The organism is Sphingomonas sabuli, assembly GCF_014352855.1.
In the GTDB taxonomy this organism is placed as follows: Bacteria; Pseudomonadota; Alphaproteobacteria; order Sphingomonadales; family Sphingomonadaceae; genus Sphingomicrobium; species Sphingomicrobium sabuli.
The window spans coordinates 382,051-407,007 of sequence record NZ_CP060697.1 but is presented as its reverse complement, the minus strand read 5'-3'; the positions used below and the strand labels follow the sequence as shown (position 1 = coordinate 407,007).

General features: G+C 65.5%; 28 protein-coding genes and 1 other RNA gene. 15 read left to right on the top strand and 14 right to left on the bottom strand.

What is annotated here, in order from left to right:
• Positions 1-93 precede the first annotated feature (93 nt).
• Positions 94-438, bottom strand: a transfer-messenger RNA (tmRNA) gene (gene ssrA, locus H8M03_RS02070).
• Positions 439-520: 82 nt separating this feature from the next.
• Here ssrA and H8M03_RS02065 point away from each other — a divergent pair.
• The 3 genes from H8M03_RS02065 to H8M03_RS02055 all read left to right on the top strand — a co-directional run bounded on the left by H8M03_RS02065 (position 521) and on the right by H8M03_RS02055 (position 2,312).
• Positions 521-790, top strand: a complete 270-nt coding sequence (locus H8M03_RS02065; protein ID WP_187480122.1) for a hypothetical protein — start codon at positions 521-523, stop codon at positions 788-790.
• 80 nt (positions 791-870) lie between these two features.
• Positions 871-1,605: an NUDIX domain-containing protein gene (locus H8M03_RS02060; protein WP_187480121.1), complete on the top strand. Its 735-nt coding sequence runs from the start codon at positions 871-873 to the stop codon at positions 1,603-1,605.
• Positions 1,605-2,312, top strand: a complete 708-nt coding sequence (locus H8M03_RS02055; protein WP_187480120.1) for an extensin-like domain-containing protein — start codon at positions 1,605-1,607, stop codon at positions 2,310-2,312. Before H8M03_RS02060 ends, H8M03_RS02055 begins: the two co-directional genes overlap by 1 nt.
• Before the next feature lie 83 nt (positions 2,313-2,395).
• Here H8M03_RS02055 and H8M03_RS02050 read toward each other — a convergent pair whose 3' ends face one another.
• A complete protein-coding gene (locus H8M03_RS02050) occupies positions 2,396-2,665 on the bottom strand; it encodes an SWIB/MDM2 domain-containing protein (RefSeq protein WP_187480119.1) in 270 nt (89 codons plus the stop codon).
• A gap of 73 nt (positions 2,666-2,738) precedes the next feature.
• Complete coding sequence (locus H8M03_RS02045; RefSeq protein WP_187480118.1) at positions 2,739-3,551, bottom strand: LD-carboxypeptidase; 813 nt, start codon at positions 3,549-3,551, stop codon at positions 2,739-2,741.
• A gap of 50 nt (positions 3,552-3,601) precedes the next feature.
• Here H8M03_RS02045 and H8M03_RS02040 point away from each other — a divergent pair, with 50 nt between their 5' ends.
• The 3 genes from H8M03_RS02040 to H8M03_RS02030 are packed head-to-tail and all read left to right on the top strand — an operon-like array spanning position 3,602 to position 5,895.
• Entirely contained in the window at positions 3,602-4,993 is a 1,392-nt protein-coding gene (locus H8M03_RS02040) for a Mur ligase family protein (RefSeq protein WP_187480117.1), read from the top strand.
• A gap of 33 nt (positions 4,994-5,026) precedes the next feature.
• A complete protein-coding gene (locus H8M03_RS02035) occupies positions 5,027-5,407 on the top strand; it encodes a hypothetical protein (protein ID WP_187480116.1) in 381 nt (126 codons plus the stop codon).
• Positions 5,401-5,895 carry a 5' nucleotidase, NT5C type gene (locus H8M03_RS02030; RefSeq protein ID WP_187480115.1) on the top strand — a complete coding sequence of 165 codons (495 nt, stop codon included), beginning with the start codon at positions 5,401-5,403 and terminating at the stop codon, positions 5,893-5,895. Before H8M03_RS02035 ends, H8M03_RS02030 begins: the two co-directional genes overlap by 7 nt.
• Before the next feature lies 1 nt (position 5,896).
• Here the strand turns inward: H8M03_RS02030 and H8M03_RS02025 are convergent, their stop codons facing one another.
• A complete protein-coding gene (locus tag H8M03_RS02025) occupies positions 5,897-6,448 on the bottom strand; it encodes a hypothetical protein (RefSeq protein WP_425506854.1) in 552 nt (183 codons plus the stop codon).
• Between the two features lie 185 nt (positions 6,449-6,633).
• Positions 6,634-6,882, bottom strand: a complete 249-nt coding sequence (locus H8M03_RS02020; protein WP_187480114.1) for a hypothetical protein — start codon at positions 6,880-6,882, stop codon at positions 6,634-6,636.
• Between the two features lie 153 nt (positions 6,883-7,035).
• Here H8M03_RS02020 and H8M03_RS02015 point away from each other — a divergent pair, with 153 nt between their 5' ends.
• Together H8M03_RS02015 and H8M03_RS02010 are read left to right on the top strand one after the other, a co-directional pair.
• Entirely contained in the window at positions 7,036-8,244 is a 1,209-nt protein-coding gene (locus tag H8M03_RS02015) for a sensor histidine kinase (protein WP_187480113.1), read from the top strand.
• Positions 8,241-8,984, top strand: a complete 744-nt coding sequence (locus tag H8M03_RS02010; RefSeq protein WP_187480112.1) for a LytR/AlgR family response regulator transcription factor — start codon at positions 8,241-8,243, stop codon at positions 8,982-8,984. The genes H8M03_RS02015 and H8M03_RS02010 overlap by 4 nt, the downstream gene beginning before the upstream one ends.
• A 20-nt stretch (positions 8,985-9,004) precedes the next feature.
• Here the strand turns inward: H8M03_RS02010 and H8M03_RS02005 are convergent, their stop codons facing one another.
• Positions 9,005-10,573 carry a flavin monoamine oxidase family protein gene (locus H8M03_RS02005; protein WP_281400211.1) on the bottom strand — a complete coding sequence of 523 codons (1,569 nt, stop codon included), beginning with the start codon at positions 10,571-10,573 and terminating at the stop codon, positions 9,005-9,007.
• A 133-nt stretch (positions 10,574-10,706) separates the two neighbouring features.
• Between H8M03_RS02005 and H8M03_RS02000 the strand changes: the two genes are divergently transcribed.
• Positions 10,707-11,153, top strand: a complete 447-nt coding sequence (locus H8M03_RS02000; RefSeq protein ID WP_187480111.1) for a ferritin-like domain-containing protein — start codon at positions 10,707-10,709, stop codon at positions 11,151-11,153.
• Positions 11,154-11,212: 59 nt separating this feature from the next.
• Here the strand turns inward: H8M03_RS02000 and H8M03_RS01995 are convergent, their stop codons facing one another.
• Positions 11,213-12,499: a serine hydrolase domain-containing protein gene (locus tag H8M03_RS01995; RefSeq protein ID WP_187480110.1), complete on the bottom strand. Its 1,287-nt coding sequence runs from the start codon at positions 12,497-12,499 to the stop codon at positions 11,213-11,215.
• A 168-nt stretch (positions 12,500-12,667) separates the two neighbouring features.
• Between H8M03_RS01995 and H8M03_RS01990 the strand changes: the two genes are divergently transcribed.
• From H8M03_RS01990 to H8M03_RS01975, 4 genes are all read left to right on the top strand, one after another.
• Positions 12,668-12,937, top strand: a complete 270-nt coding sequence (locus H8M03_RS01990) for a hypothetical protein (protein ID WP_187480109.1) — start codon at positions 12,668-12,670, stop codon at positions 12,935-12,937.
• Complete coding sequence (gene pyrF / locus H8M03_RS01985; RefSeq protein ID WP_187480108.1) at positions 12,934-13,605, top strand: orotidine-5'-phosphate decarboxylase; 672 nt, start codon at positions 12,934-12,936, stop codon at positions 13,603-13,605. The genes H8M03_RS01990 and pyrF overlap by 4 nt, the downstream gene beginning before the upstream one ends.
• Positions 13,606-13,666: 61 nt before the next feature.
• Positions 13,667-14,521: an acetyl-CoA carboxylase, carboxyltransferase subunit beta gene (gene accD / locus H8M03_RS01980; RefSeq protein ID WP_187480107.1), complete on the top strand. Its 855-nt coding sequence runs from the start codon at positions 13,667-13,669 to the stop codon at positions 14,519-14,521.
• Positions 14,521-15,831: a bifunctional folylpolyglutamate synthase/dihydrofolate synthase gene (locus H8M03_RS01975; RefSeq protein WP_187480106.1), complete on the top strand. Its 1,311-nt coding sequence runs from the start codon at positions 14,521-14,523 to the stop codon at positions 15,829-15,831. Before accD ends, H8M03_RS01975 begins: the two co-directional genes overlap by 1 nt.
• Here H8M03_RS01975 and H8M03_RS01970 read toward each other — a convergent pair.
• Together H8M03_RS01970 and H8M03_RS01965 are read right to left on the bottom strand one after the other, a co-directional pair.
• Entirely contained in the window at positions 15,828-17,537 is a 1,710-nt protein-coding gene (locus H8M03_RS01970) for an AmpG family muropeptide MFS transporter (protein ID WP_187480105.1), read from the bottom strand. The two genes, H8M03_RS01975 and H8M03_RS01970, sit on opposite strands and share 4 nt — an antisense overlap.
• 87 nt (positions 17,538-17,624) lie before the next feature.
• Positions 17,625-18,059 (bottom strand): response regulator, encoded by a 435-nt coding sequence (locus H8M03_RS01965; RefSeq protein ID WP_187480104.1) that lies wholly within the window; start codon positions 18,057-18,059, stop codon positions 17,625-17,627.
• Between the two features lie 57 nt (positions 18,060-18,116).
• On the opposite strand from H8M03_RS01965, the gene H8M03_RS01960 reads away from it, so the two are divergent.
• Together H8M03_RS01960 and rsmD are read left to right on the top strand one after the other, a co-directional pair.
• Positions 18,117-18,875, top strand: a complete 759-nt coding sequence (locus H8M03_RS01960) for a pseudouridine synthase (protein WP_246448987.1) — start codon at positions 18,117-18,119, stop codon at positions 18,873-18,875.
• Positions 18,872-19,426, top strand: coding sequence for a 16S rRNA (guanine(966)-N(2))-methyltransferase RsmD (rsmD, locus tag H8M03_RS01955; protein ID WP_187480103.1), 555 nt, complete (start codon positions 18,872-18,874; stop codon positions 19,424-19,426). Before H8M03_RS01960 ends, rsmD begins: the two co-directional genes overlap by 4 nt.
• Here the strand turns inward: rsmD and H8M03_RS01950 are convergent.
• From H8M03_RS01950 to asnB, 5 genes are all read right to left on the bottom strand, one after another.
• Positions 19,389-19,820, bottom strand: coding sequence for a hypothetical protein (locus H8M03_RS01950; RefSeq protein ID WP_187480102.1), 432 nt, complete (start codon positions 19,818-19,820; stop codon positions 19,389-19,391). The genes rsmD and H8M03_RS01950 overlap by 38 nt on opposite strands.
• Positions 19,821-19,902: 82 nt before the next feature.
• Positions 19,903-21,246, bottom strand: coding sequence for a L,D-transpeptidase family protein (locus H8M03_RS01945; protein ID WP_187480101.1), 1,344 nt, complete (start codon positions 21,244-21,246; stop codon positions 19,903-19,905).
• Between the two features lie 157 nt (positions 21,247-21,403).
• Complete coding sequence (locus H8M03_RS01940; protein ID WP_246448983.1) at positions 21,404-21,955, bottom strand: L,D-transpeptidase family protein; 552 nt, start codon at positions 21,953-21,955, stop codon at positions 21,404-21,406.
• An 81-nt stretch (positions 21,956-22,036) separates the two neighbouring features.
• Positions 22,037-22,909 carry a mechanosensitive ion channel family protein gene (locus tag H8M03_RS01935; protein ID WP_187480100.1) on the bottom strand — a complete coding sequence of 291 codons (873 nt, stop codon included), beginning with the start codon at positions 22,907-22,909 and terminating at the stop codon, positions 22,037-22,039.
• Positions 22,910-22,915: 6 nt separating this feature from the next.
• Complete coding sequence (gene asnB, locus H8M03_RS01930) at positions 22,916-24,913, bottom strand: asparagine synthase (glutamine-hydrolyzing) (protein WP_187480099.1); 1,998 nt, start codon at positions 24,911-24,913, stop codon at positions 22,916-22,918.
• Positions 24,914-24,957 lie beyond the last annotated feature (44 nt).

Genomic DNA, 24,957 nt, shown 5'->3' with positions numbered 1-24,957 from the left:
CGCGCAAGCGTTGCCTGAAGGGGGCAGCGAACTGGGCAAGGCTACGTGAGGAAAAGTGGGGGACTTCTGTTGCCCGGCGTCCCCCGAGCCGCTGGAATCCCCTTCTGTTGCCCGGTGGGGTCCGACCGCGCTTAAGCTTTATAACTTCAGACCGTTAGGCCGTCAGTTACGCAGCAATAGCGAGCGCCTCGTTATCGTTGGCACTTGTGTGAATGAGCCGTCACGGTGGCATCCATACCGATCGGCAACCGGGCCTTTATTGCACTCGTCGATCCTGTTTCGCCCCCATCAACAGTCCAGCGCGGCTGGAGTGATGGTGGAGGCGCCGGGGTACTGCCCCCCGGGTCCGAAATGCTTATTCCACCCGATAGTCTACCGACATAGCCGGGTTGCCCCGACAGGTTGAAAATAGGGATTCGCGACCGCGACCGCAAGGAGATGCGTGGTGCAGGGCCACTGGAAATTGCGCGCCCGCTGCTGTTATTGGGGCACCGGTCATTTTCACATACGGGGAAATTAGATGAAGCACGCCAGCCTTGCGATCGCCGCCATCGCCAGCCTTGCGCTCGCCGGCTGCGGCGGACGCGACGAAGACCAACTCGACGAATCCGAGATCAACGCACCGCAGGCCGCCGACCTCAACCAGCTGTCGGACGAAGCCGCCGGAGTCGCCTCGGAGGCCGCCGCGCTCGAAGAGCAGGCCGCCCAGCTCGAAAACCAGGTCAATGCCACGACGGAGACCGAAGCCGGTCCCGAAACGCCCGCCGACGAGAACATCGAAGGCATGTAAGCGCCGCAAGCGTGACGAAAGGCCGCTGGCGCATGCGTCGGCGGCCTTTTGCTTGCGCCCTGCCCGGCCTAGGTGAAGCCATGGATTCCGCCCAGGCCATCCCCGCCGCGACGCTGGTGTGCGTGCGCGAACGCGCCGGCCAGCCGCCCGCACTGCTGATGGTCGAGCGCGGCGAGGGCATGGCCTTTGCCGCCGGCGCGCTGGTCTTTCCAGGCGGGCGCATCGATCCCGGCGACGCCGCACTCGGAGGCGCCGAGGCGGCCGCCAAGGTCGCCGCAATCCGCGAGACGATCGAGGAAACGGCGATCCCGGTCGGCTTGGCGCCACTTCCATCCGCGGCAACGGCCCTCGACATGCAGACTAGGTTGCTCGGGAACGCGCAATTCGGCGCTGTGCTGGTTGACGCCGGCGCCGCGCTCGATCTCGACGCGCTGATCCCGTTCGCGCGCTGGGTGCCGAAATTCCACGCCACCCGGCGATTCGACACGATGTTCTTCCTTGCCCTTTGTCCCGACGGGTGGGAGCCGCGCATCGTCGCCGGCGAATGCAGCGCCGCACATTGGATCGGCGCGGCCGAAGTGCTGGAGCGCGACGCCGCGGGGACGGCCCGGCTGATCTTTCCGACCCGCCGCAACCTCGAGCGGCTGGCGCAGCACGACAGTTTCGACGCCATGCGCGCCGACGCACTGGCGCATGTAATCGAGCCGATCAGCCCTTGGGTCGAGGAAAGAGACGGGCAGAACTTCATCACCATCCCGCAGGGCATCGGCTATCCGGTGACCCAAGAACGGCTCGACGGTCTCTGGCGCGGCTGATGGGCCGCATCGGGTGCCTATTGCTCTTCCTCGCCGTGTTCGGCGGCCTCTGGCTGGCGGGACGCAACTACCTGCGACAGCATCCGCAGGACGTGCCGTGGACGCAGCTTCGCCTGAACGATCCCGTTGGCCGCTTCACCGCGCAGAAGATCGCCGCCCTCGGCGAGACGCCGGCCCAGTGCCGCCGGCTGTTGGCCGACGCCGGGCTGTCCATCGCCGCGGCGGATCCTCGGCGCAGCAGCAACCTCGCCTGCGGGTATGAAGACGGCATGCGCCTGGACGGCGACTTTCGTCCGGCTGGGCTGGTCACCAGCTGCCCGGTCGCTGCCGCCCTCGCGCTGTGGCAGGAGCGCGTGGTCCAACCCGCGGCGCGACGGCATTTCGGAGAGCGGGTGGCGGAGCTTCGGCATGCCGGCAGTTTCAGCTGCCGGCGGCTGTACGGCCGCGACGAGGGCCGGTGGAGCGAACATGCGACCGCCGATGCGGTCGACGTCACCGGTTTCCGGCTGGCCGGCGGCGACGATGTGTCGGTGCTTGCCGACTGGGACGATCCGGGTGCGAAGGCGGCCTTCCTGCGCGACGTGCGCGATGGCGCCTGTCCGCTGTTCAGCACGGTCTTGTCACCCGATTACAACGACGCTCACGCCGATCATTTTCACCTCGACACCGCCAATCGGGGCGGCGGCGGCTGGACCCTGTGCCGTTAGGGAAAGCGAGTCGCGCATTGCGCCCATGAAAAAAGGGCCCGCGGCGAACCGCGAGCCCTCTTCAAGCTTGGGTTACCCGAAGCCTATTTCAGATGGTTGGAAAGATGCTTGTTCATTTCGAACATGCTGACCCGTTCCTTGCCACCGAAGACTGCCTTCAGCGTGTCGTCAGCCACAATTTCCCGTTTGTTTTGCGGGTTTTGCAGGTTGTTCTTGCGGATGTGATCCCACACCTTCGAAACTACCTGGCTGCGCGGAAGCGGATCACTGCCAGTGATCTTCGCCAGATCCGCTGACGGCTGACATGGGCGGGCCAATCCGCCCCCTGCTTTACGACCAGTCCCTTGTGCCATTCGGCCCTCCTGTTGTTCTGGCGTTTGTAGAGCGCATCGCCGGGCGCAATGCAATGGCCCTTTGCGTCCCGATTCAGGAGGCGCGCCGGGCGAACGGCACGACGCGGTTGGCGCAGTCGTGCCCGATCGCCGCCGGCGCGCCGAGTTCGATGCCCGAGCGGGCGCACCAGAAAGCAGCGATCGCAGCCTCGTCCTGCCCGAAATCCGGGTCGTTGCCGGGGACGTCGCTAACCCGGCCCATGCGCAGCCGCGCGGCGCGGCGCACGTTGGGGTTGGACGTCAGGTGGAACATCAGCCGGTCGATCCGGTAATGATGCTCGCTCACTTCCTCGACCAGCAATTCGACGCCGCTGAAGTCGGGCTCGATCATTGTCCCGAGCAGCATCGACAGGACGGTCAGGTTGAAGGCCATTGCGGGCTGGCGAACGCCCGGCTCAAGTGCCGCAGGGTCGCGGCGAACCAGCCAGTCGAGGCCGCGCGTGACCGCTTCCTCCCCGCCTTGCCGCACGATGTCCTGCGGCATCGGGCCGTGGGCGACCTCCAAACCGGCCTTGTGCAAAGCGGCGAGCAGAAAGCCGGTGTCGCTATAGCCCATGAACAGCTTGGCCCTAGCAGCGCCGGGAATATCGGTCACCGCGGCTTCGGCGATCCGGTTGGAGCCATAGCCACCGCGCGCGAACCAGACGGCGTCGACGTCGGGATCGGCTATGACCTCGCGCAGCGCGGACAGCCGGTCGTCATCGGTGCCGGCGAAGTGACCGTGGCGAAGGAAGCATTGCGGATGAAAGGCGATCGTGCAGTCGCCCCGCGCGGCCGCCAGCGCCGTTACCCGGTCGGCGGTTTCGCGCTGGAGCGCATTGCTTGGAGCGACGACCGCGATCCTCACCGGCACATTCCCCTTTGTGTTGCCACCCAACCCGCAATAGGGCGGCGCCAATGACCGAATCCAGCTACTTCTTTTGCGGCATCGGCGGCAGCGGTATGCTGCCCCTTGCCTCTATCCTGCGCGCTTCCGGTGCCCGCGTCGCCGGTTCCGACCGCTCGCTCGACGCAGGGCGCACCGCGCCCAAGTTCGATTACCTTCGCTCGCTTGGCATCCAGCTGTTTGCGCAGGACGGGTCCGGGCCGAAGGCGGGCATGACGCTGGTCACCTCCGCCGCGGTAGAGGACACGGTGCCCGACATGGTCAAGGCGACCGAGCTCGGCCTGCCCCATTTCCGCCGCCCGCAACTGCTCGCGCAGCTCCTCAACGCCGCGCAGCATAGCGTCGCGGTCGGCGGGACCAGCGGCAAATCGACGGTCACCGGCATGGTCGGCTGGATCCTCCACGCCTGCCATCGCCAGCCGACGGTCATGAACGGCGCGGTGATGAAGAATTTCGTCACCCCGTCCGCGCCCTTTGCAAGTGCGCTGGTCGGCGACCCCGAACTGTTCGTCAGCGAAGTGGACGAAAGCGACGGCTCGATCGCGCTGTACAAGCCGGAAGTCGCGGTGCTGACCAACATCAGCCTCGATCACAAGGAAATGGGCGAATTGCGCGGCCTGTTCGCCGGCTTCCTCGCCGCCAGCCGCAAGGGCGTGATCAACCTCGACGACCCGGAAACCCGGGCGATGGCCGAATCCCTCCCGGCGGACCGGCTGGTCGGGTACGGCTTCGACGCGCCCAGCGCGGACTTCGCCGGACGCAACCTCGAACTGCTTGCCACCGGCACACGGTTCGATGTCGATCATGACGGTAAGCGGCAGCAGGTCACGCTGGCCGTACCCGGGCGCCACAATGCGTCGAATGCGCTGGCCGCCATTGCTGCGGTTCGCCAGCTGGGCGTCGCGGTGGCCGACGCGGCGGAAGCGCTTGGCCGCTTCGAAGGACTGCGGCGGCGTCTGGAAACGGTCGGGGTCGGTGGCGGCGTCACCGTGATCGACGATTTCGCGCACAATCCGGACAAGATCGACGCCAGCCTGGCTACGCTGCGCGCGCATCCGGGCCGCCTGTTGATCCTGTTCCAGCCGCACGGTTTCGGTCCCATTGCCAAGATGGGCGACGAACTTGCCGCCAGCTTCGCCAAGGGTATGGCGGCCGACGACATCCTGTTCCTGTCCGACCCGGTTTACCAGGGCGGCACGGTGGACAAGGCGCGCGGGTCCGACTGGCTGGCCGGGCAAGTGAAGGCCAAGGGCGGCAAGGCCGAACATATCCCCGAAAGGTCGGCCATCGGCGACCGCATCGCTACCGAGGCGCGCCCAGGCGACCGCGTGCTTGTCATGGGTGCCCGCGACGACACGCTGGCGGAATTCGCCCGCGACCTGACCGAACGGCTAGGCGGCTGAAACCGCGCAGCCCGGTCGGCGGTTGAACGCTGCATGGGCAAGTACATTACCGGCTGGAAGCTTCCGCGGGACGAGCGGCGCCTGGCGCTGCTCGATCGCTTCCCGCCGCGCTATGCCCGAACGCTTGCCGACCACGTCACCCTGGAAGCCGGCGTGGACGCGCGCAGCGCCCTGCCCCGCCCGGTCGACGCCCGCGTGGTCGGGCATGCCGACGACGGCGAAAGCCTTGAATGCCTGGTGGTGGAGATCGACGGTTCCACCGAGCGCCCCGACGGTTCGACCTATCATGTGACCTGGTCGCTCGGGCCCGGGCGCAAAGCGGTCGAAAGCAACGACCTGTTACGCGACAAGGGCTGGTCGCAGCTGGACGAGCCAGTACCGTTCGAAGTCAAGCCGGCCTGTTTCCTGTGGTAGATCGTCAGCCGCACCTGTTCCTCGATTGCGACGGCGTGCTCGCCGATTTCGAGGCCGGCGCCGCGGTGCTGCTGGGCGCGAGCAGTGCGGATTTCCAGAAACGCCACGGGCCCGGCGCTTTCTGGAAGCGGCTTGCCGGCCACGGCAACTTCTATGGCGATCTGCCGGAAATGCCGGACGCGCAGCAGCTGTTTAAAGCGGTCAAGCATCTGCGGCCGACGATCCTGACCGGGCTGCCGCTGGGCAAGTGGGCGGCGCCGCAAAAGGAACGCTGGGCGGCGGAGCATTTTCCGGGCGTGCCGATCATCACCACCATGGCGCGCCAGAAGCACGAGCATATGGAGCGCGGCGACGTGCTGGTGGACGACCGTGAAAACCACCGCCAGCTATGGGAAGACGCAGGCGGCATCTTCGTCCACCACCAGAATGCCGCGGACACGATCCGCCAGCTGGCAGCAATCTATCCGTCAGTGAAGGCCGTGGCCTGATTCAGGCAGCGGCGCGGTAGTCCACCTTTTCGACCCACTCCGGCCAAAAGGCGGGCTCGCGGCTCGACCAGCCTGGCGCGGTCGCCGCGCTTTCGCTGATCGATTGCAGCAAGGTCCGGCGACGGTCCGGGTGAAGGTGCGGCAGGGCCGCGGCGGCGCAAAACGCTGCCGGAAGCCACGGGCGAGCCGCCGCGCCAACCAGACGCTCGTAAAGGAAGCGATAGGTAGCGAAGTTGGGCAGGCGATCTTGGCCAAGGTCGAAGGCGGACAAGGTAATAAGCGTGCCGATGAACGGCTCGATCATGTCGAGACCGCTGTCGTCGGGCACCTGCATGCGCAGATGGTCGAGTTGTTTGTACAGGCGAGCCTGGGCGCGGATGGAGGCGGCTTCGCCTTCGTCCCTGGCCCAGCATTCGATCGGGTCGCGACGGCCGTAAGCCACATCCAGCGAACGGCGGATGTAGCGCTGCGTCGACTTTGCGAAGCTCCCGAAATCTTTCATTTCCGAGAGCAGCAACGCACCGTTAGCCGGCTGGCTGGTCCTCGTGATCATGATCCCGACTCCTTTTGCCCATGCGGGATCATGCGGCGCTTACGGTTTCGTATTGCTTAACCACGTGTCCCACCCCCGTTAAGGAATGAATCAGAGGCGGGTCACGGAAGCAACGTTAATCTTTAACCACGGCCTGCTTGGATCAGGCGGTGTTGATTAATTGCAACGCAGTCGAAACGGATGTGTCACGATTTCGACTCGCCTTTACGCTCCTCGAAACTGGAAGACGGTGCGGGCTCGCGATGCTCAGGCAAGGAAGCGGAGACCGGGTCCGACGCATCCATCGATTCATCGCTGCCCACGTCGACCTTCTTGCTTTGGTCATCCGGATCCTTGCGCAGCGCCGTTTCCAGCGATTCGTTGGGATTTTCCGAGAAGGTCGCCGGGGGCGCCTTGTCCTTCTTGTCTTTTGCGGGCTTGGAATCGGTCGTCACTTGGTTGCTCCAGCAGATCGTTCGCTCGTCAAACGAGCGCCTGCCGGAGCCGTTCCTTGAAGCCAGGGCATTCGACCGGCGACGGCGCCGCTTCTGCGAACATGCGGGTCGGGTGATAGGCGTGAAACCCGGAACGGCGTACAAGAGGCCCCGATGAAGCCGCTTCAGCATCCGCTCCAGGAAACGACCTTTTCCGACTGGCCGCTGGCCGTGAAGACGATCCTCGGCTTCTGGCTATTCTACGCGCTGACGATCGTCATTCGCGCGTTTCTGGGCCGCGATCCGTCCACGGTGCTCAGCAACAAGGTGCTGACCATTGCCGCGGCGATCGTGCTCAGCTTCTGCATCTACGTGGCCCTCGCCTCTTTTGCCCGCGGCGTCAGCATCCGCCGCCGGGCGATCGTTGCGATCCTCGCCTCGCTGGGAGCGGCGGCGGCGATGGCGGCAGTGCTGATGATCGCCGACAGTTACCAGAGCCGCCCGCAGGAGGAGATCCATCTCGTCTCCGCAGAGGGCTATGAGATCACCGAGTTGGGCAACGCCACCGTCATCAAGCGCGCGGGCGAACAGCCGCTGACCGTCACGTGGCCGCGGGTGGCCGAACTCGACCAGTTCACGCAATTGCGCATCTCGGCCGATGCCGCGGTGGTGTGGTTGTTTTTCTTCATGGCGTGGAGCGCTTTCTATCTCGCGATCCGCGCGCAGACCCAGGCGCTGACCGCGCAGCGGCGCGCATCGGAGGCGGAATCGGCCGCGCAAGTCGCCCAGTTGCGGGCGCTGCGTTACCAGGTGAATCCGCACTTCCTATTCAACACGCTCAATTCGCTGTCGTCGCTGGTGATGACCGGCCGCAATGACCGGGCGGAAGCGATGCTGCTGGCGCTATCGACCTTTTTCCGCAGCAGCCTCTCGCTCGACCCGGCGGCCGACATCACGCTGGAACAGGAAATCGACCTGCAGCGGCTCTATCTCGAGATTGAGAAGACTCGCTTCCCCGACCGTCTGAAAGTCGAGATCGACGTTCCGCCGGCCCTGCAGTCGGCTCGTCTGCCAGCCCTGATCCTGCAGCCGATCGTCGAGAACGCGATCAAATATGGCGTCTCCAAAACTCGCCATAAGATATTGATAAGCATCGTCGCCGAGGAGATCCCCGACGGGCGAATGATGATCAGCGTCAGCAACCGACTGGCCAATTCGACCCGGGACGAACTGCCCGCCTCGACGCATGAAGGCACCGGCGTCGGCCTGACCAACGTATGCGAGCGCTTGCAGACGCGCTTCGGCGACCGCAGCGAATGCCGCTTCGGGCCGATGGACACCGGCGGCTTCAAGGTGATCCTCAAGATGCCGGTGCAAGCATGACCGAAAACCTGCGGATCCTCATTGCCGACGACGAGCCGCTCGCGGCCGAGCGGCTGCAGTTGCTGCTCGCCCGGCTGAACGGCGCCACCCTGGTCGGCACTGCGAGCGACGGCGAATCCGCAATCACCATGGCGGAGGCGCTCAAGCCCGACGTCTTGCTGCTAGATATCGCCATGCCCGGCGCCGACGGGATCGAAGTCGCGCGTTCGCTTGCCAGTCACGACCCGACACCGGCGGTCGTTTTCGTTACCGCCTTCGACCAGTTCGCCGTCGCCGCGTTCGAGGTGGCAGCGGTCGATTATCTCATGAAGCCGGTCGATCCCGACCGCCTGCAGCACGCGCTCGACCGCGCGCGTCACTTCCTCGAGCACCGCACCGCCCGCGCCGAGCAGCCGGCCGGGACATCGCCGTGGATCGAGGAATTCTGGGCGTCGGACATGACCGGTCTGGTACGCATCGCTGCGCGCGATATCGACCGGGTGTCGGCCGAGCGCGACTATATGCGGCTTCACGTCGGTCGCCGGAGCTGGCTTATCCACCACTCCATGGCGGCCCTGGAAGAAGGGCTGGACCCGGCCCTGTTTGTCCGGCTTCACCGCTCCGCCATCGTCCGCAAGGACACGATCAGCGGCTTCAGCCGCAACCCGTCAGGCCGCTGGATCGCCCGTCTTGCCGACGGCACCGAACAACCGGTCGGACGGCTCTATTCCGACCGTGTCCGGGCGATCGCGGGGCGTTAGCCTCGTCCTGCATCGAACGATCAGGCGGCGGCGCGGTCCGCAACCATCGCCTGGACAAGTTCAAGCGCGGCGTGAGCCGATAGTGCCGCGCCTTCCTGCCACGCCGGCTGGAAACTCAGATGCTCCCCGGCAAACACGATGGGGCCTTCGGCCTTGTACAACTCCGGGTAGTAATCGGGCCGGTTGGGGTTGCCGGGGTTGCCGGGGTAATTGGGGCTGACGCCTTCCGAATAGGGCGTCAGGCCCCAGCGCACGGTTACCGGCTTGCTCATCAGCGCGGACTTGCCGGGGTGAAGCGCATCGATGGAATCGCGCACGATCCGGAACTGCTGGTCGTTGGACAGCGCGGAAAAGGCGTCGGGATTGTCCTGGTTGGTCCATCCGGCGGCGTAAGCGCCGACCAGCACGCCCTTGGGCGACCCGAAGTCGCTGGACGGATAAATGACATTCTCGTTCTTGCGGTCGGTCCAGGCCAGTCCGCCGTAAATGTCCTGTTCTTCCCAGAAGCGCGGGGATTCGAACGCGACCTTGACGCTGCGCTGGTACCCCGGCGCCGCCGCAATCGCCGCCTTCTTGGCCGGAGAGAAATCGCTGGGCAGCCGCTTGAGGATCGGTAGCGGGAGGGTGCAGATGCAATAATCGGCTTCGGTCATGCCCGACGCATGTTCGATCCTAACGCCCGACGCCGTTCGCCTGATCGCGCTGATCGGGGTGCTGAGCCGGACCCGAGCCTTCACCTGCTGATAAATGGCGTCGGCGATGCGATCCATACCGCCGACCGGTTGCAGCATGCTGGACTGCATGTCGGGAATGGAGTCGAATATCAGTGGCAGCCCGACCGCCGGGCCGGACAGGATTTCCTTGATCGAGAGCGGCGCGAGGTCCTTGGCCGATTGGCCATAGGCGCCGCCTTCGGTGGCGAATCCAGCTGACCCGCCCAGATTGACGAACTTCCCCTTCTCGTCGAGCCCGCCGTAGAAGCCCAGGAACCCGCGGAAGAAGTCGCGCTCCGCCTTGGGCATCACGCTGTCCAGCGCATGCTGGTCGATGGCCTTGGCCAGCAACTCCGCGATCTGGCCTCGGATGCCGAACGCCATGCTGCGTTCCTCATGCACCTTGCCGGCAAAGTCCCAGCCCGCACTGCGGTTCTGGTTGACGAACGGCTCCAGCTTCACGCCGAAGCGGCGCGCATAGCCGAGGATCGCGCGGTGCGTGGCCGGGATCCGCGCCGCACCGGCGTTGAGGTACAGTCCGTCGTCGAACTCGGCCCGCTGCATCGCCCGGCCGAACTGAACGATGCGGTCGCCGCCGCGGATGGTCCACACGCGCCCGCCAATGCGGTCGCGCGCTTCCAGGACCGTGACGTCATAGCCCGCGCGCTGAAGCTCATAGGTCGACACCAGCCCGGCGATGCCGGCGCCGAGCACGACCACCTTGCGTCCGCTACCGCTTCCCGGGGGCAAGGCGAATTTAGTCGCCTCTGGCGGAGTCGGCTGGGCCAGGCCCATCGCCTCCATCGCCATGTAGGCGGCCCCTGCCCCGCCGATGGCGCCGATACGGTGAAGCAGATGCCGGCGTGTCAGATTCATGGCGCATTCCCCCGATTGCGGACGCCACAATGACATGATTTCGCGATGGACGGCCATCCTTTTTACCGGCCCCACGCAGCCGTTGCCGCACACGGTGCGTTGATGCGGCAATCATCCCAAAAAGGAGACTGTCATGTCCGACGAAAACGTCGCCATTCTCAACACCCTGCTCTCGACCACCATCGACAGCGTCAACGGCTATGAAAATTCGGCCAAGGAACTGAAGAGCGAGAAGCTGCGCGAAATCTTCCGCCAGCGCGCCGATCAGCGCCAGCAGGTCGTCCAGAAGCTGCGTGAGGAAGTCCGCCGCCTTGGTGGCGATCCGTCGGATTCAGGCTCGCTGCTGGGCAAGGCCCATCACGTCTGGGAAGACCTCAAGGGCGCGATCACCGGCCATGATGAAAAGGCGATCATCAACCAGGTCGAATCCGCCGAGGATTACATCAAGGGCAAATATGAGACCGCGCTCGAGAACAGCAGCGGCGAGACCCGGCAGGTCATCGAAACCGCCTATCAGTCGGTGCGCGAAGGCCACGACCAGATCAGCCAGCTGAAGCACGGCATGGAAACGCCGAGCTAAGCTGGACCTGAAACTGACACCTGAGAAGGCGGGGGCAGCCAGTCTGTCCCCGCCTTTTTCTATCCCGCGGTGCCGTTGCCGCTATTCACTTCCTCGGTCACCGGTGTCGGTCCGGGCGCGCTGCCCGTGTCGACTTGCAGCCAGTCGCGGAACGGCAGCTTGTAGACCATGTCCATGACCTCGAACTCCAGGCCGCCGGGCTGGCTTGTGTTGCTGTTCCACAAGGCGACCACGCCGCTTTTCTTTTTCGGATCGAACAGGATCAGCGAGCGGTAGCCGTTGACGCCGCCGCGGTGGCCGATGAGGTGGTGACCCGCGTAATCGTAACTGCGCCAACCAAAACCGTACCAGGCCGTATTGAGCCGTTCGCGGAAGTTGCGCAGGCGCGACCGCTCGCCGGGCGTCTTCACGATCGACGCATGCATCGCGTTGATGACGTTGGGGGAGATGACGCCGGGCATCCGGCCCATCTGCGCCAGCATCCAGACCGCCAGGTCCTTGATGTCGCTGTTGACCCCGCCCGCGGCCGGAACACGGTAATACGCGTCGTTGAGCTCGACTTCGCGGCGGCCGACACTGTGGGGCCGGGCCCAGCTCTTGGCGCTCATAATGCCTTCCCGAGTGGCGCTGGCGCTGTCCATGCCCAATGGCGAAAACAGGGTCCGGGCGAGTGCGTCCTGATAGGTTTCGCCGGTCTCGTGCTCGACGATTTCCGATGCCGCGTCATAGGCGACATTCTCGTAATTCCAGCAGGTGCCGGGCTGGCATACGAGCGACAGCGTCGCATGCTGCTGGCGGATCAGCTTCGGATCCTCGCCCGATTCCAGTCGCTCGTCATAGGCATTGTGATAGATGCCCAGCCGGTGGCTCAGCAGGTCGGCTACGGTTGCCCGATGCTCCGCGCCGTCGGGCAGGCGAAGCGTCGTGCGATAGGTGGCGATCGGCGCGTCGAGCTCGACCTTCCCTTCCTCCGCCAGCTTGGTGACCATGGTGGCGGCGACGCCTTTCGACACGGACGCCCAGCGGAATACGGTCTCGGGCGTGACCGGCTCGCCCGATCCGGCCAGGGTTTCGCCATAGCCTTTTAGGAAGGTGATGCGGCCGTTTTCGACCACGCCGACGGCCAGGCCGACCATCGTCGGGCGCTCCATCAGCTTCGCCAGCCGCGCATCGAGCAAAGCATAATCGACGTCGTGACGCGCTGCGGGAGAGACCGCCGCCAGTTGCGCGCGGGCGTTGCCGGCGTCCGCCGCCTGGCTTTCATCGCTGTGGGGCCTGATCGCGAACAGCGCGATTGCAATGGCGGCCGCGATGACGACGATCGCGAACCTGTACGCAGCCTTCAAATTCCCACTCCCCGCCTCCGTCCCGCTTGTTGTCGCAGGCGCAGACTTGCTCAACCGGGAAGGTTGGCGGGTGCGACGAAGCGAACGTGCAGCGCGATGGAATGTGAGCGCGCGGGCGGCTGGCAATCGCCGGAACGCTCGCCTAAGGCAGCGCGCAGGAGGACGTGCGTGCGGTTCCTGAAGACCTTGTTCTGGGTCGTGCTGGCCGTGGTGATCACCTTGTGCGCCGCGAACAACTGGCGCGATGTCACCATCGACCTGTGGGGCAATTTGCGGGCGGACGTGAAGCTTCCGGTCCTGCTTGCCGTCGTTTTCCTGTTCGGCATGGTGCCGACCTGGCTCGCCTATCGCGCCAAGCTGTGGCGAGCCGAAAACCGCAATGTCCAGCCGCGCCCGACCGTGGTCGAGCCAGCAGCGGAAGCCGACCCCGTCCTGTGAACCCGATTTTCGTCGCCATCGATACGCCGGACCTCGACCGCGCCCGCACCCTCGCCCGGGACGTCGGCAGCCATGCCGGCGGCGTGAAGCTGGGCCTCGAATTCTTCTGCGCCAACGGGCCGGAAGGTGTGCGCGATATCGCCGCCATCGGCGCCCCGCTGTTCCTCGACGTCAAGCTCCACGACATTCCCAACACCGTCGCCAAGGCGATACAGGCCTTGGCGCCGCTGCAGCCGGCGATCGTCACCGTCCATGCCGCTGGCGGCCGCGCGATGCTGGAAGCCGCCAAGACAGCGGCACCGCCCGCGACCAAGGTTGTCGCCGTCACCGTCCTGACCAGCCTGGATGCCAGCGACCTTGCCGCGGCCGGCGTCGGCGGATCGCCCGCCGAGCAGGTCGAACGGCTGGCGCGGCTGGCGCGGGACTCCGGCGTCGACGGACTGGTCTGCTCCGGCGCGGAAGTAGCTTCAGCGCGGGCCGCGTGGAGCGATGGCTTCTTCGTCGTTCCCGGAGTCCGGCCCGAAGGCAGCGACGTCGGCGACCAGAAGCGCGTGGTGACTCCGCGGCAGGCGTTGGAGTCGGGCGCTTCGGTGCTGGTCATCGGACGGCCGATCACCGGCGCCGAAGATCCGGCCAAGGCGCTGCAGGCCATCGCCGCGACCCTGTGAGCGGTGGACAAAGGGGCCGCCCAGCGCCTACCCCGCCCGTTCGACCGATAAGCGAGAGATCATGAGCTGGCTCAGCCGAGTGAAGAGCGGGATTCCCTTCCTGCCGAAGAAGCAGACCGCCGACACCTTGTGGCACAAGTGCGCCAAGTGCGGGACGATGATCTTCCTCAAGGAATGGGAAGACAATCTGCGCGTCTGTCCACGGTGCGATTTCCACGACCGCATCGGGCCCAAGCAGCGTTTCGACTATATTTTCGACGATGCCCGCTATGAAAAACTGACCCCGCCGGAAGTCCGCGAGGATCCGCTCAAGTTCCGCGATACCAAGCGCTACACCGACCGCCTGAAGGACGCGCGGTCCAAAACCGGCGACCGCGACGCCCTGATCAACGCGCGCGGCGCCATCGGCGGGCACAAGGTCGTCGTCGGCGTACAGAATTTCGCCTTCATGGGCGGTTCGATGGGCGTTGCCGTCGGCACCGCCTTCGTCGAGGGCGCGCGCGCGGCGATCGCGGACAAGGTCCCCTATATCATCTTCACCGCGTCCGGCGGCGCTCGCATGCAGGAAGCGGTATTGTCGCTGATGCAGCTGCCGCGGACTACGGTCGCTATCAACGAGCTGCGCGAGGCCGGGCTGCCCTACATCGTCGTCTTGACCGACCCGACCACGGGCGGGGTAACCGCGTCCTATGCGATGCTCGGCGACATCCAGATCGCCGAGCCCGGCGCCTTGATCGGCTTCGCCGGCCAGCGAGTGATTGAACAGACCATTCGCGAAAAGCTGCCCGAAGGCTTCCAGCGCGCCGAATATCTGCTCCAGCACGGGATGATCGACATGGTTGTCCCGCGCGGCGAACTGACCGGAACGTTGTCCCGGCTCATCGCCTTCCTGATGCCGGAGAAAAAGGCCGCCTGATGGGCGATTCAGCCAAGTCGGAAAACCCACAGGTCCAGGCCCAGCTCGATCGGCTAGCGAAACTTTCCCAAGGCGAAGACCGGCTCGGTCTGGAGCGGATCGATGCGCTGCTCGAGCGGCTGGGCCGTCCGCAGGACCGGCTGCCCCCCGTTTTCCACGTCGCCGGAACCAACGGCAAGGGATCGACCTGCGCTTTCCTGCGCGCGATTCTCGAGGCGAGCGGCAAGACGGTCCATGCCTTCACCAGCCCGCACCTGGTTCGCTACAACGAACGGATTCGCGTCGCCGGATCGCTGATCGCTGACGAGGAACTGGCGGCCCTGCTGACGCGCGTACTGGACGCCAGCGACGGGATCGAACCCAGCTTTTTCGAAGTGACGACCGCCGCGGCCCTGCTCGCCTTCGCCGAAACACCGGCGGACGCCTGCGTCCTGGAAGTCGGCCTCGGCGGACGGCTTGATGCCACCAACGTCGTCACCAGCCCGCTGGTCTGCGGCATTGCGCAGCTTGGGCTCGATCACACCAAGTGGCTGGGCGAAACGCTCGCCGACATCGCGGGGGAAAAGGCGGGCATCGCCAAGGCCGGCGTACCGCTGGTCACGCAACGCTACGCCGCCCCTGCCGCGCAGCAGGTGCAGCAGAAAGCGGAAGCCGCCGGCGCGCCGTGGATCGGGCGCGGCGCCCTGTGGGACGCGCGCGTGATCCGCGACCATATCCGCTACCGCGACCGCGCTGGAGGACTGAAGCTGCCGATGCCGGGCCTGCCCGGCGCCTTTCAGGCCGACAATGCGGCGCTGGCGGTGGCCATGCTGCGTTTCCAGGACAAGATAAAGATCGGCAAGGAAGCGATTGCCGCGGGCATTCGCTCGGCACGCTGGCCGGCGCGGCTGCACCAATTGGCCCCCGGCCCACTGGCCGACCTGCTGCCCAGGACGGCCGAAGCGTGGGTCGACGGCGGGCACAATCCCAATGCCGCGCGGCGGGTGTCCAACCATATCCGCGCGACCTTCCCCGGAGATCTGCCGCTGGCGCTGGTCTTCGCAAGCCTGAAGACCAAGGAGCCGCGCGCGATGCTGCGCCCGTTCAAGGGCCTGGCCGCGGCGGTCATCACCCTGCCAATCACCGACCATGACGCGTTCAGCCAGGCCGAATTGCTCGAACTGGCGCGGGAGATGGGGTTCAACGCGGTCGCCGCCGACAGCCTGGAGGCCGCGTTCAGGCTGGTGCGCTCGCCGTCGCGCGTGCTCGTGTTCGGCTCGCTCTACCTCGCCGGGCAGGTGCTCAGCGCCAACGGCGAAATCCCCGACTAGGCCGTATCGCCTTCCGCGGCCCGCGCCGCATCCGACGCCGGCACCGGCGCGACCGTATGCCGGTCCTTCCACGCTACCCGGATCCATTCGAGCACGACGAAGAAGACCCCGATCAGCCCAATGCCCGCGCACCACAGGAAGACGGGCGCATAGCCGACATTGTCGATCGCCTCGCCGATCGCGGCGCGGCCGAGCGAGCCGACGAGGAAGGTCAGCGACGACAGCAAGGCATATTGGACGGCGCTGAATTCGCGGCTGGTGATCGACGACAAATAAGCGACGAACGCCGCGCCCGCGAGGCCGCCCGCGATATTCTCGCCGGAAATGGCGATCAGCAGGCGCACCATGCGCAGGTCATGGCCGAAAGCATCGAGGCGGAAGGTGCGGGCGAAAGCGTCGATGTACGGCGCGCCGGCGGCCAGGTCGGCGTAGAGCAGGTTGCTGGCCGCGGCGACGATCGCGCCGACCAGCAACGTCGGCATCCGCCCCACGGTGGCGAACATGAAGGCGCCGATGGCGATCCCCGCCATGGTCATGAACACGCCGAATATCTTCGACGCAAAGGCGACTTCGTCGCCGGTATATTTCAACTCGGTGAGATAGAAGGGATAAGCAAAGCTGCCCCAGATATTGTCGGTGATGCGATAGGTCAGGATCAGGCCAAGGACGATGATGACGCCCCAGCCGATCCTCCGGACCAGCTCCGACAACGGCAGGATAAGTGCCGAGAAGGCATGATCGGCGGCGCCCGCGCCGCTGCTTGCGGGCGGTGCGTCGGCGGCGAGGGTGTAATCGGGCTTGCCACGCATCCAGTTGAGAATCGCGGCGACCACGGCGGGCAGGATGACGGTCGCAGCGACGATCAGCGGGCCCATGGTCTTGGTGAAGTCGCCGACACTCGGCGGGTCGGGATCGTCCGGGCCGGTGCTCAGCACGCGGACCATGAACAAGGCGACGGTCAGGATCGCCCACGCCCACCCGGCGCCGACGATGGCCAGGCCGATGGCGCGATATTTCGGATCAACCGCGCCGGCCTTGCGCAGTGCGCTTTCTTCCTTGGACGCAATGGTGCGCGGCGTGTCGGGCGCCATCAGCGTGGCGATGATGGTCAGCGCCATGAATACGCCCATGATTGCATAGACCGTGGGCCAGCTGACGCGTTCGGACAGGATCAACGCGACCGCGCCGCCGACCAGCGCCGCGATGCGATAGCCGAACTGATAAATGGACGAGAGGATTTCGACCGGCGCCTTGTCGTCGGCGACATCGATGCGCCAGGCGTCGATGACCACGTCCTGCGTCGAGGAAGCGAAGGCGCCGATGACGGCGACCAGTGCGAACCAGCCCAGCGCAAGCCGGGGATCAGACACCGACAGGCCGAAGAACGTCGCGACCAGCAGCACCTGGCACAGCAGCAGCCAGCTGCGCCGCCGCCCGAGCCGCTCCAGCCCCGGCAGGCGCAGACGGTCGACCAGCGGCGACCACAGGAACTTGAAGGCGTATGCGAGGCCGATCCAGCTGAGCACGCCAATCGTCGCAAGGTCGATTTCCCACTCGCCCAGCCACGCATTCAGCGTACCGATCAGCAATGTATAAGGAAGGCCGGCACCGAACCCGAAGATCAGCATGATCGCCGTCTTGCGGTTCTTCATCGAGGCGCGAAGGAGCTGCAGCCCCTTGGGTTTCTCGATCGCCGCTGTCGCCATTGCCACCCCCGCAGATTGTCCGGACGGCATGCTTACCAGTCCGCGCGGCGGTGAACAGGGCCTTTGATCGCCCTTTAGAAGAGGATTCTAGCCGTCGCTGGCGGGATAGATGTCGAGGCCTCGGGGCGTTTTGACCTTTTCGCCCGCAAGCATGCGATCGACCGTGTCGAGCGCCTGCTTCAATTGCCGTTCCGAATAGGGCTTGCGCAGGCAGCCGAGCGCCGATGGCTTGGCGTCTTCGGGCACCTGATGACCGGTCGCGAACAGGACCGGCACACCATGCTTCTTGGCGGCGTGGGCAAGGTCGAGGCCGGTTTGCTCGCCGCTCAACCGGAAGTCGCTCAGGACCAGGTGAACCTCTTCGCTCTCGATTAGCGCGACGGCCTGCTCGAAACCGTCTACGGTCGCAACGACCTCGTAGCCCAGATCGCCGATCCGGACTTCATTGTCGAACGCGGTCAGCGGCTCATCCTCGACGATGAGGATGCGCTTGACGACCCGGTTACGCTTGCCGAACAGCATCTGGCCCCCAGCAGGAAAAACAAACTCTTGTCAGTCGAACGAACGAAGCGCGATCCTGTGCCGAATAAGCGACCGCAGAAAAACGGCAAGCCCGAAGGCGGCCCGCAACGCATCGCCAAGCTGCTCGCCCGCGCCGGGATCGCTTCCCGCCGGGAGATCGAGCGGATGATCGAGGAAGGCCGCATCTCGCTCAACGGCGAAGTTCTTAAAACCCCGGCTACCCTCCTTAGCGGACTGGACGGCGTTACCGTCGACGGGCGGCCGGTGCGTGCTGCGCAGTCGACCCGGCTGTTCCGCTTTTACAAGCCGCCGCTGACGCTGACGGCCGAGCGCGATCCCAAGGGGCGTCCGACGATCTACGACCGGTTGCCCAAGGGCTTGCCGCGCCTGATGCCCGTCGGCCGGCTCGACTATATGACCGAAGGGCTGTTGCTGCTGACCAACGACGGCGAATTCAAACGCCGGCTGGAGCTTCCGCGCACGGCGGTGGTTCGCCGCTATCGCGCCCGCGCCTTCGGCGACATCACGCAGGACCAGCTGGAAAAGTTGGCCGAGGGGATCACAGTCGAGGGCGTCCATTACGGATCGATCGACGCCAATCTGGAACGGCGGACGGGCCGCAATTGCTGGATCGAGATGGCGCTAACCGAAGGGAAGAACCGCGAAGTCCGGCGAGTGCTCGCCCATCTTGGACTGAAGGTGTCGCGGCTCATCCGTACCGCCTACGGCCCGCTCTACCTGTCGGACCTTGCGCCGGGCGACGTCGACGAAGTGCGCCGCGGCGACATCGACCAGTTCCGCGCCACGCTCAAATGAGAATAATTTCGGGCCAGTGGCGCGGGCGGAAACTTGTCGCGCCCGAAGGTCAGGCGACGCGCCCGACAAGCGACCGCGTTCGCGAGACCCTCTTTTCGATGCTGGTCAGCCGGTTGGGCGATTTCGACGGGCTGCGCGTCGCCGACCTGTACGCGGGCAGCGGTGCCTACGGTCTCGAGGCCTTGTCGCGCGGGGCCACCCTCGCCTGTTTCGTCGAGCAGGAAGCGCGCGCCATCGCCGCCATTCGAACCAACCTCGGCGTCCTGGGGGCCAGCGAGCAAGCGCGGATCATGGCCCGGTCGGCCGCCGTGCTGCCGCGAGAAGAACCGTTCGACCTGATCCTTGCCGATCCGCCCTATGCGCCGGGATCGGGCAGTTCGGTGATCGCGGTGCTGCGGGACTCGGGCTGGGCCGCGCCTGCCGCGTGGATCGCCGTGGAAACGAAGCGCGGCGACCGGGTCGATGCGGGCGACTGGGCGATCGACGCCGAACGCGACGTCGGACCGGCCCGGCTTACTTTGATTCGCGCGGGCCGTTCTTCGCCGAACTGACGATTTCACCGAACTCGGTGGTCAGCCGGGTGCCCATTGCGCCGGCGGCTGCCTTGGCCGCCTGCTTGAGCGCCGAGGCCGTACCGTTGCCCGACTTCTTCGCCAGCGCTTGTTGGGTGAGCGCCGCGAGCGCCGCGGCGGCGCCGGCAGCAATCACTTCCGCCACCAACGGGCTTTCCAGAAGGCCGACGACCGCTTCACGTGCGTTCATCTGGTCGCCGAACGCCTGTCGCTTCGTGCCGCCCTTGCGCGCGGTTGCGGGCCTGGCGGCCGGCTTCTTGGACGCCTTCGTCTTCTTCGCCGCAGCCGGCTTTTTGGCCGTCGCGCTGGTCTTCTTCGCCGGAGCAGCCGCGGCCGCTGACTTCGCCGGACGTTTCGTCACCTTCTTGGCCATGGTCCGTCCCTTGTTGATCAGCCCGCAGAATTAACCGCCCACGCGGCCTTTGTCTGCATGGCAAATCGGCAAGCGGACAGGACTATTTGCCCGAAGCGCGCGCTCCGCCTGCCGGATCCCAGCCGTAAACGTCCTTGAGGAACGTCAGCTTGCCGTTGTCCGGCTGTGCGGTGATGTATGTCACGAAGACCGGGACGCCGCGCGCCATCTGCTCGGGATATTCCGCCTGCTTGATCGACGGATCGGGCGCGTGGCCCAGCAGCCAGGTCGCAAGACCGTGCGCATTTTCAAGGCGGACGCAGCCGTTGCTGCGGGTCCGCTGCGCCAGGCTGAACAGCTTGCGGTCGGCCGGGTCGGTGTCGTGCAGGTAGATGTCCTGCGGATTGGCGAACGGGAATTTCAGCTCACCCATGAAATTGTCCGGTCCCGGATCCTGGCGGATGCGGACGCTGACCTTGCCCGCACGAACCCCGGCCCAGTCGACCGAGCTGGCCGGCAGTTCCTTCGCGTCGTGGGTCCAGTCGCTCATCACGCGGAAACCGCGCGCCTTGAGATAGCTGTCGCCCTCCGCGGCATAACGCGGCGCTATGTTCAAACGAAGAAGGACGTCGGACGCATTCCAGTACGGGTTGTGGATCACGTAATGCATCGTGCTGGTGATCAGCGGCGTGCGCGTGTCCGGGCGGTTCTTCAGATGCTCGCCATTGTCCCCGACAACGATCTTCATCGATCCGACGGGCACGTTGTCATTGTACATGTACAGCGTCTGGTTGGCCGAATTGACCATCACGAAACGGCCCTTCGACGGCATGCCGCGAACGCGCTCGAGATTGGCGACGACGCGCGGATCCGGCGTGGTCACGCCGCTGGCCTGCATCTGGCTCCACGCCGTGTTACGGATGCCGGCGTAGATCGAATTGGGATTGGCGATCTGCTCGACATGCTGCTGCAGGTTCGGAACGCCTGCCGCAATCGCGAGGATCTTGTCGGCGCTGGACACTTTCGGGCGCAGATATTCGTAGCCGTAGGTCATGCCGGTAATCGGCCGTTCCATCGACTGGACGTAAAGCACGAAGGCCTCGGACAGAGAGCGGTCGGCAAAGGCGATTGCCTGCGGCGAGCCGGTGGCCGCGGCCTGTACCGCCTGCTGAAGCTGGGCGGCATATTGCGGCCCCGCAGCGATGCCGTCGAGCGGTGCGCGCTGCATCACGGCGATGAGGTCCGTGGCGGCCGGCTTCAGCGCGTTGCCCTGGAACCAGATCGGCCCCAGTCGCGACGATGCGTAGAAGGCGCTGACCTGGCCTGCGGTCGGAAAACCTGCGGACTGGTAGGCCGTCGGCGCGTTCTGCGCCAGCGCGACACCGGTGGTGGTGGGGAAAGCGGCGAGTGCGGCAACGGCCGCGCAAAGGAGGGCTCGTTTGGTCATGACATTGAAGTAAATGATCGATTCACGCTTAACAACGGATGAGCGGCCCTGCCGCTCACGGTTAATGGCGACCGTGACCAATAAGACTCACCGACACGAAAACCGCGCCGCTGGCACGTGGCCAACGGCGCGGTCTGCGTGACTGACGACGCAGGGGTTAGGCGCCGATCAGAACCGGGGTACCGACCGAAGTGGCGGCGAACAGCTTCTTGGCGAACGCCATCGGCAGGCGGATGCAGCCATGCGAAGCCGGACGGCCCGGATTGGCGCCGGCGTGCAGGGCGATGCCGAAATTGTCGATCCGCTGCATGAAGGGCATCGGCGCATTGTCGTACTTGCGCGAGTGATGCATCGTCTTCTTTTCGAGGATGTTGAAGATGCCCGGCGGGGTCGGATGGCCTTCGCGGCCGGTCGAAATCGCCGCAACCGCCATCAGGTCGTTGCCGCGATAGACATAGGCCAACTGGTCGCCAAGGCTGATGACGACACGCTCGGCACCAGCATCTTCGGGAATGTCGCGCCACAAGAACTTGCCGGGCTTCACGCTTTCTTCGCCGAACGTGGCTGCCATGTCCTGACGAGCGAGCGACGCGGCGCTGCTAGCGGTGACACGGGCTTCATAGGTTTCCATCGAAGCGGATACGGGGGCGAGGGGAACGCCCATCGCGAACGCGCCCGTTACCGCCAGCACGAGGGCTAGCTGTTTCATTTTGCACACCTGAAAAAATGTTGTTGACTTTTGAAGTCGGAATGATCCGAACTCGATTCGGGTTCCAAAAAAAGTGGCTTTTCAGCCGCTCAGCCGCGAATCGCCCTGATCGACTTTCAGCGCGCCGGGAAAATGCAGCGTGCGCTGGGGGAACGGGATCTCGATTTCGGCGGCGTCGAGCGCCCGCTTGATTGCCCGGACGACCTGGTCGCGGCTGCGATGCATTTCGATCTGGTTCGACCCGGACCACCAGCGCACCGTGAAGTCGATGGAGCTGTCGCCAAATTCGCGGGCGAACACGTCCACGCCGCGCGATCGGTTGACCAGCTCAAGGTCGCGTATCGCCCCTTTGATCGTATCGGCGGCCGCGTCGAGATCGGTGTCATAGGATACGCCAACGACGATCTCGTGCCGACGCAGGTCGGCGTCGGTGACGATCCGCACCGGATTCTTGAACAGGTAGGAGTTGGGGACAATCGTCAGCTGGCTGTCGAGCCGCCGCAAATAGGTCTCGCGCAGGGTGATCTGCTCCACCCTGCCCTCGCACTGTTCGCATTCGATCAGGTCGCCGATGCGCATCTTGCGCCGCATCATGATCAGCACGCCGGCGAGGAAATTCTCGAAAATGTCGCGAAAGGCAAAGCCGATGGCGACCGACCCGAAACCGAGGATCGTCAGCAGGCTTCCCGCAGTGACGCCGGGCAGCAGCACTGCCAGCGCGACCAGAATCCCGAAAATCCACACCAAAATGCCGGCCAGGGTCGCGAACAACCCGACCAGGCTCGGTCGCGCCCCAGCCTGCCCCGCGACCCGGCGGACGACGGTCCGCACGCCATTGGCGAGGCCCCAGGTGACGAGCAGCACGAGGAAGGCGATGCCGAGTTGCGGTACGGTGCGCACGAAGCCGGCGACCATGTCCCTGACACGGTCGAGAAGGATGCTGACGAGGTCCATGTTCCACTAGGGAACGGAGGCGTCGCTAACCAGTTCCGGCGCGCCTGCGCCTTGGGCCGCGACCGGCCCCTGTGTTTCCAGCCAGCTTTGGAACATCAGCACGCCCCACAAGGGACCGTGCAGGTCGCGATGTCCCGAAAGATGGTCGCGCCACAGGCGTTGGATCGGCTCCGGGCGAAAGAAGCCCTCGTCGCGCAGGCGGCGCTCATCAAGGAAATCCTCGGACCATTGGCGTAGCGGGCCGCGCAACCAGTCTCCGACGGGAATTCCGAAGCCCATCTTGGGCCGCTCGATCAGTCGCTCGGGCACGTGCCGATAGAGCAATTGGCGCAGGATCCACTTGGTCTTTCCGTCGCGGATCTTCTGGTGGATCGGCAGACGCCAGGCGAATTCGATCAGCTGGTGGTCGAGGAACGGGACGCGCGTTTCCAGCGATACGGCCATCGCCGCGCGGTCGACCTTGGTCAGGATGTCGCCGGGCAGATAGCCCAGCATGTCCAGCGCCATCATTCGGTCAATGGGGCCAAGCCCATGAAGGTCCGGCGTCGCCCCGGTCGTAAAGTTCGGCGGTTCGGTGCCCCCGATGACCGCCGACCCAGGGTCCTGCCAGATGGAGATGGTGCCAGCATAGACATCTTCGGCGCTGTCGCCGCGCAGCAACGGCGCGCCCTTGTGGATTTTCTCTCCCAGCTGCCGGACCTTGATCCCGGTGGCGTTGCCAAGGCCGGTCCATGCCGATGCCGGGACCGCCACCAGCGCCCGCGCGGCCGCCCTGCGCATCGGCTTGGGCACGCGGGAAATCCGGTCCCACAACTTTGCCGTGTAGAGATAGCGATTGTACCCGCCGAACACTTCGTCGCCGCCGTCGCCGGACAGGGCGACGGTGACATCCTGCCGCGCCAGCGCGGACACCAGGTGCGTCGGAATCTGGGAAGAATCCGCGAACGGCTCGTCATAGATCTGGGGCAGTCTCGGGATCACCGCCCGCGCCTCGTCCGCGGTGATGTAGAGCTCGCTGTGATCGGTGCCGAGATGCCGGGCGACCGCCTTGGCGTCGTCGGCCTCGTTGAAATTGCGGTCCTCGTATCCGATGGTGAAGGTCCGGACCGGGCGCGGAGACAGCTTCTGCATGATCGCCACGACCGCCGAGGAATCCACCCCGCCGGACAGGAAGGCGCCCAGCGGCACGTCGGCGAGCATCTGCCCGCCGATTGCTCGATCGAGCTGCGCCTCGAGAGCGTCAACCGCATCCCCGTCGGACAAAAATAGCCGGTCGGCGACGCCGCGTTCGGCCGCCTCGGCGACCGACCAGTAGGTTTCGATTTCGGGCGCGGCATCGCCACGGAGGGTAAGAAAGGTGCCCGGCATCAATTTCGAGATGCCGCGGTAGATGGAGTGCGGCGCCGGGATATAGTTGAACCGCAGGAGCAGCGTCAGCGCGTCGCGATCGACCTCCGCTTCGAACTGCGGGTGGCAACGCAGCGCTTTGAGCTCAGACCCGAATAGGAACGGCCCCGCCCCGCCCTGTTGGCGCCCGTAATAAAGCGGCTTTTCGCCGAGCCGGTCGCGGGCGAGGACAAGACGTCTCTCCTGCCGGTCCCACAGGGCGATGGCAAACATCCCCGTCGCTCGTTCCAGCGTCCCGCGAATGCCCCAGGCCTCGACCGCGGCCAGCAGCGTTTCCGTATCCGAATGGCCGGCCCACGGCGGCGCCTTGCCGATGCTTTCCAGTTCGGAGCGGATATCGAGGTGATTGTAGATCTCGCCGTTATAGGCCGTGACGAACCGTCCCGAATGCGAATGCATCGGCTGGTTGCCGGCGGGTGACAGGTCGACGATGGCCAGCCGGTTATGCGCGAACCCGACCCGCGCGTCCGCGTCCATCCAGGTCGCTGAATGGTCCGGCCCCCGATAACGGATGCTCGCACACATCGCCTGCAAGGTCGCGTCCCGAACCTCCCGGCCCGGCCACTCCCCACCAACGAATCCCGCTATTCCGCACATAATTCGATCCATCGCACGGATGCCCGCACGTGCAAACGGCTGCT

Excerpts from the sequence above, each read along its gene's own strand:
- H8M03_RS02000 (WP_187480111.1), top strand. The coding sequence starts at position 10,707 with ATGTCCGACGAAAACGTCGCCATTCTCAACACCCTGCTCTCGACCACC.
- H8M03_RS01950 (WP_187480102.1), bottom strand. The coding sequence starts at position 19,820 with ATGGCCAAGAAGGTGACGAAACGTCCGGCGAAGTCAGCGGCCGCGGCT.
- rsmD (WP_187480103.1), top strand. The coding sequence starts at position 18,872 with ATGAGAATAATTTCGGGCCAGTGGCGCGGGCGGAAACTTGTCGCGCCC.
- H8M03_RS02035 (WP_187480116.1), top strand. The coding sequence starts at position 5,027 with ATGGGCAAGTACATTACCGGCTGGAAGCTTCCGCGGGACGAGCGGCGC.
- H8M03_RS02060 (WP_187480121.1), top strand. The coding sequence starts at position 871 with ATGGATTCCGCCCAGGCCATCCCCGCCGCGACGCTGGTGTGCGTGCGC.
- H8M03_RS01975 (WP_187480106.1), top strand. The coding sequence starts at position 14,521 with ATGGGCGATTCAGCCAAGTCGGAAAACCCACAGGTCCAGGCCCAGCTC.
- accD (WP_187480107.1), top strand. The coding sequence starts at position 13,667 with ATGAGCTGGCTCAGCCGAGTGAAGAGCGGGATTCCCTTCCTGCCGAAG.
- H8M03_RS02050 (WP_187480119.1), bottom strand. The coding sequence starts at position 2,665 with ATGGCACAAGGGACTGGTCGTAAAGCAGGGGGCGGATTGGCCCGCCCA.
- H8M03_RS01935 (WP_187480100.1), bottom strand. The coding sequence starts at position 22,909 with ATGGACCTCGTCAGCATCCTTCTCGACCGTGTCAGGGACATGGTCGCC.
- H8M03_RS02010 (WP_187480112.1), top strand. The coding sequence starts at position 8,241 with ATGACCGAAAACCTGCGGATCCTCATTGCCGACGACGAGCCGCTCGCG.
- H8M03_RS01965 (WP_187480104.1), bottom strand. The coding sequence starts at position 18,059 with ATGCTGTTCGGCAAGCGTAACCGGGTCGTCAAGCGCATCCTCATCGTC.
- H8M03_RS02040 (WP_187480117.1), top strand. The coding sequence starts at position 3,602 with ATGACCGAATCCAGCTACTTCTTTTGCGGCATCGGCGGCAGCGGTATG.
- H8M03_RS02005 (WP_281400211.1), bottom strand. The coding sequence starts at position 10,573 with ATGAATCTGACACGCCGGCATCTGCTTCACCGTATCGGCGCCATCGGC.
- asnB (WP_187480099.1), bottom strand. The coding sequence starts at position 24,913 with ATGTGCGGAATAGCGGGATTCGTTGGTGGGGAGTGGCCGGGCCGGGAG.
- H8M03_RS02065 (WP_187480122.1), top strand. The coding sequence starts at position 521 with ATGAAGCACGCCAGCCTTGCGATCGCCGCCATCGCCAGCCTTGCGCTC.
- H8M03_RS02015 (WP_187480113.1), top strand. The coding sequence starts at position 7,036 with ATGAAGCCGCTTCAGCATCCGCTCCAGGAAACGACCTTTTCCGACTGG.
- H8M03_RS01945 (WP_187480101.1), bottom strand. The coding sequence starts at position 21,246 with ATGACCAAACGAGCCCTCCTTTGCGCGGCCGTTGCCGCACTCGCCGCT.
- H8M03_RS02025 (WP_425506854.1), bottom strand. The coding sequence starts at position 6,448 with ATGATCACGAGGACCAGCCAGCCGGCTAACGGTGCGTTGCTGCTCTCG.
- H8M03_RS01970 (WP_187480105.1), bottom strand. The coding sequence starts at position 17,537 with ATGGCGACAGCGGCGATCGAGAAACCCAAGGGGCTGCAGCTCCTTCGC.
- H8M03_RS01940 (WP_246448983.1), bottom strand. The coding sequence starts at position 21,955 with ATGAAACAGCTAGCCCTCGTGCTGGCGGTAACGGGCGCGTTCGCGATG.
- H8M03_RS02055 (WP_187480120.1), top strand. The coding sequence starts at position 1,605 with ATGGGCCGCATCGGGTGCCTATTGCTCTTCCTCGCCGTGTTCGGCGGC.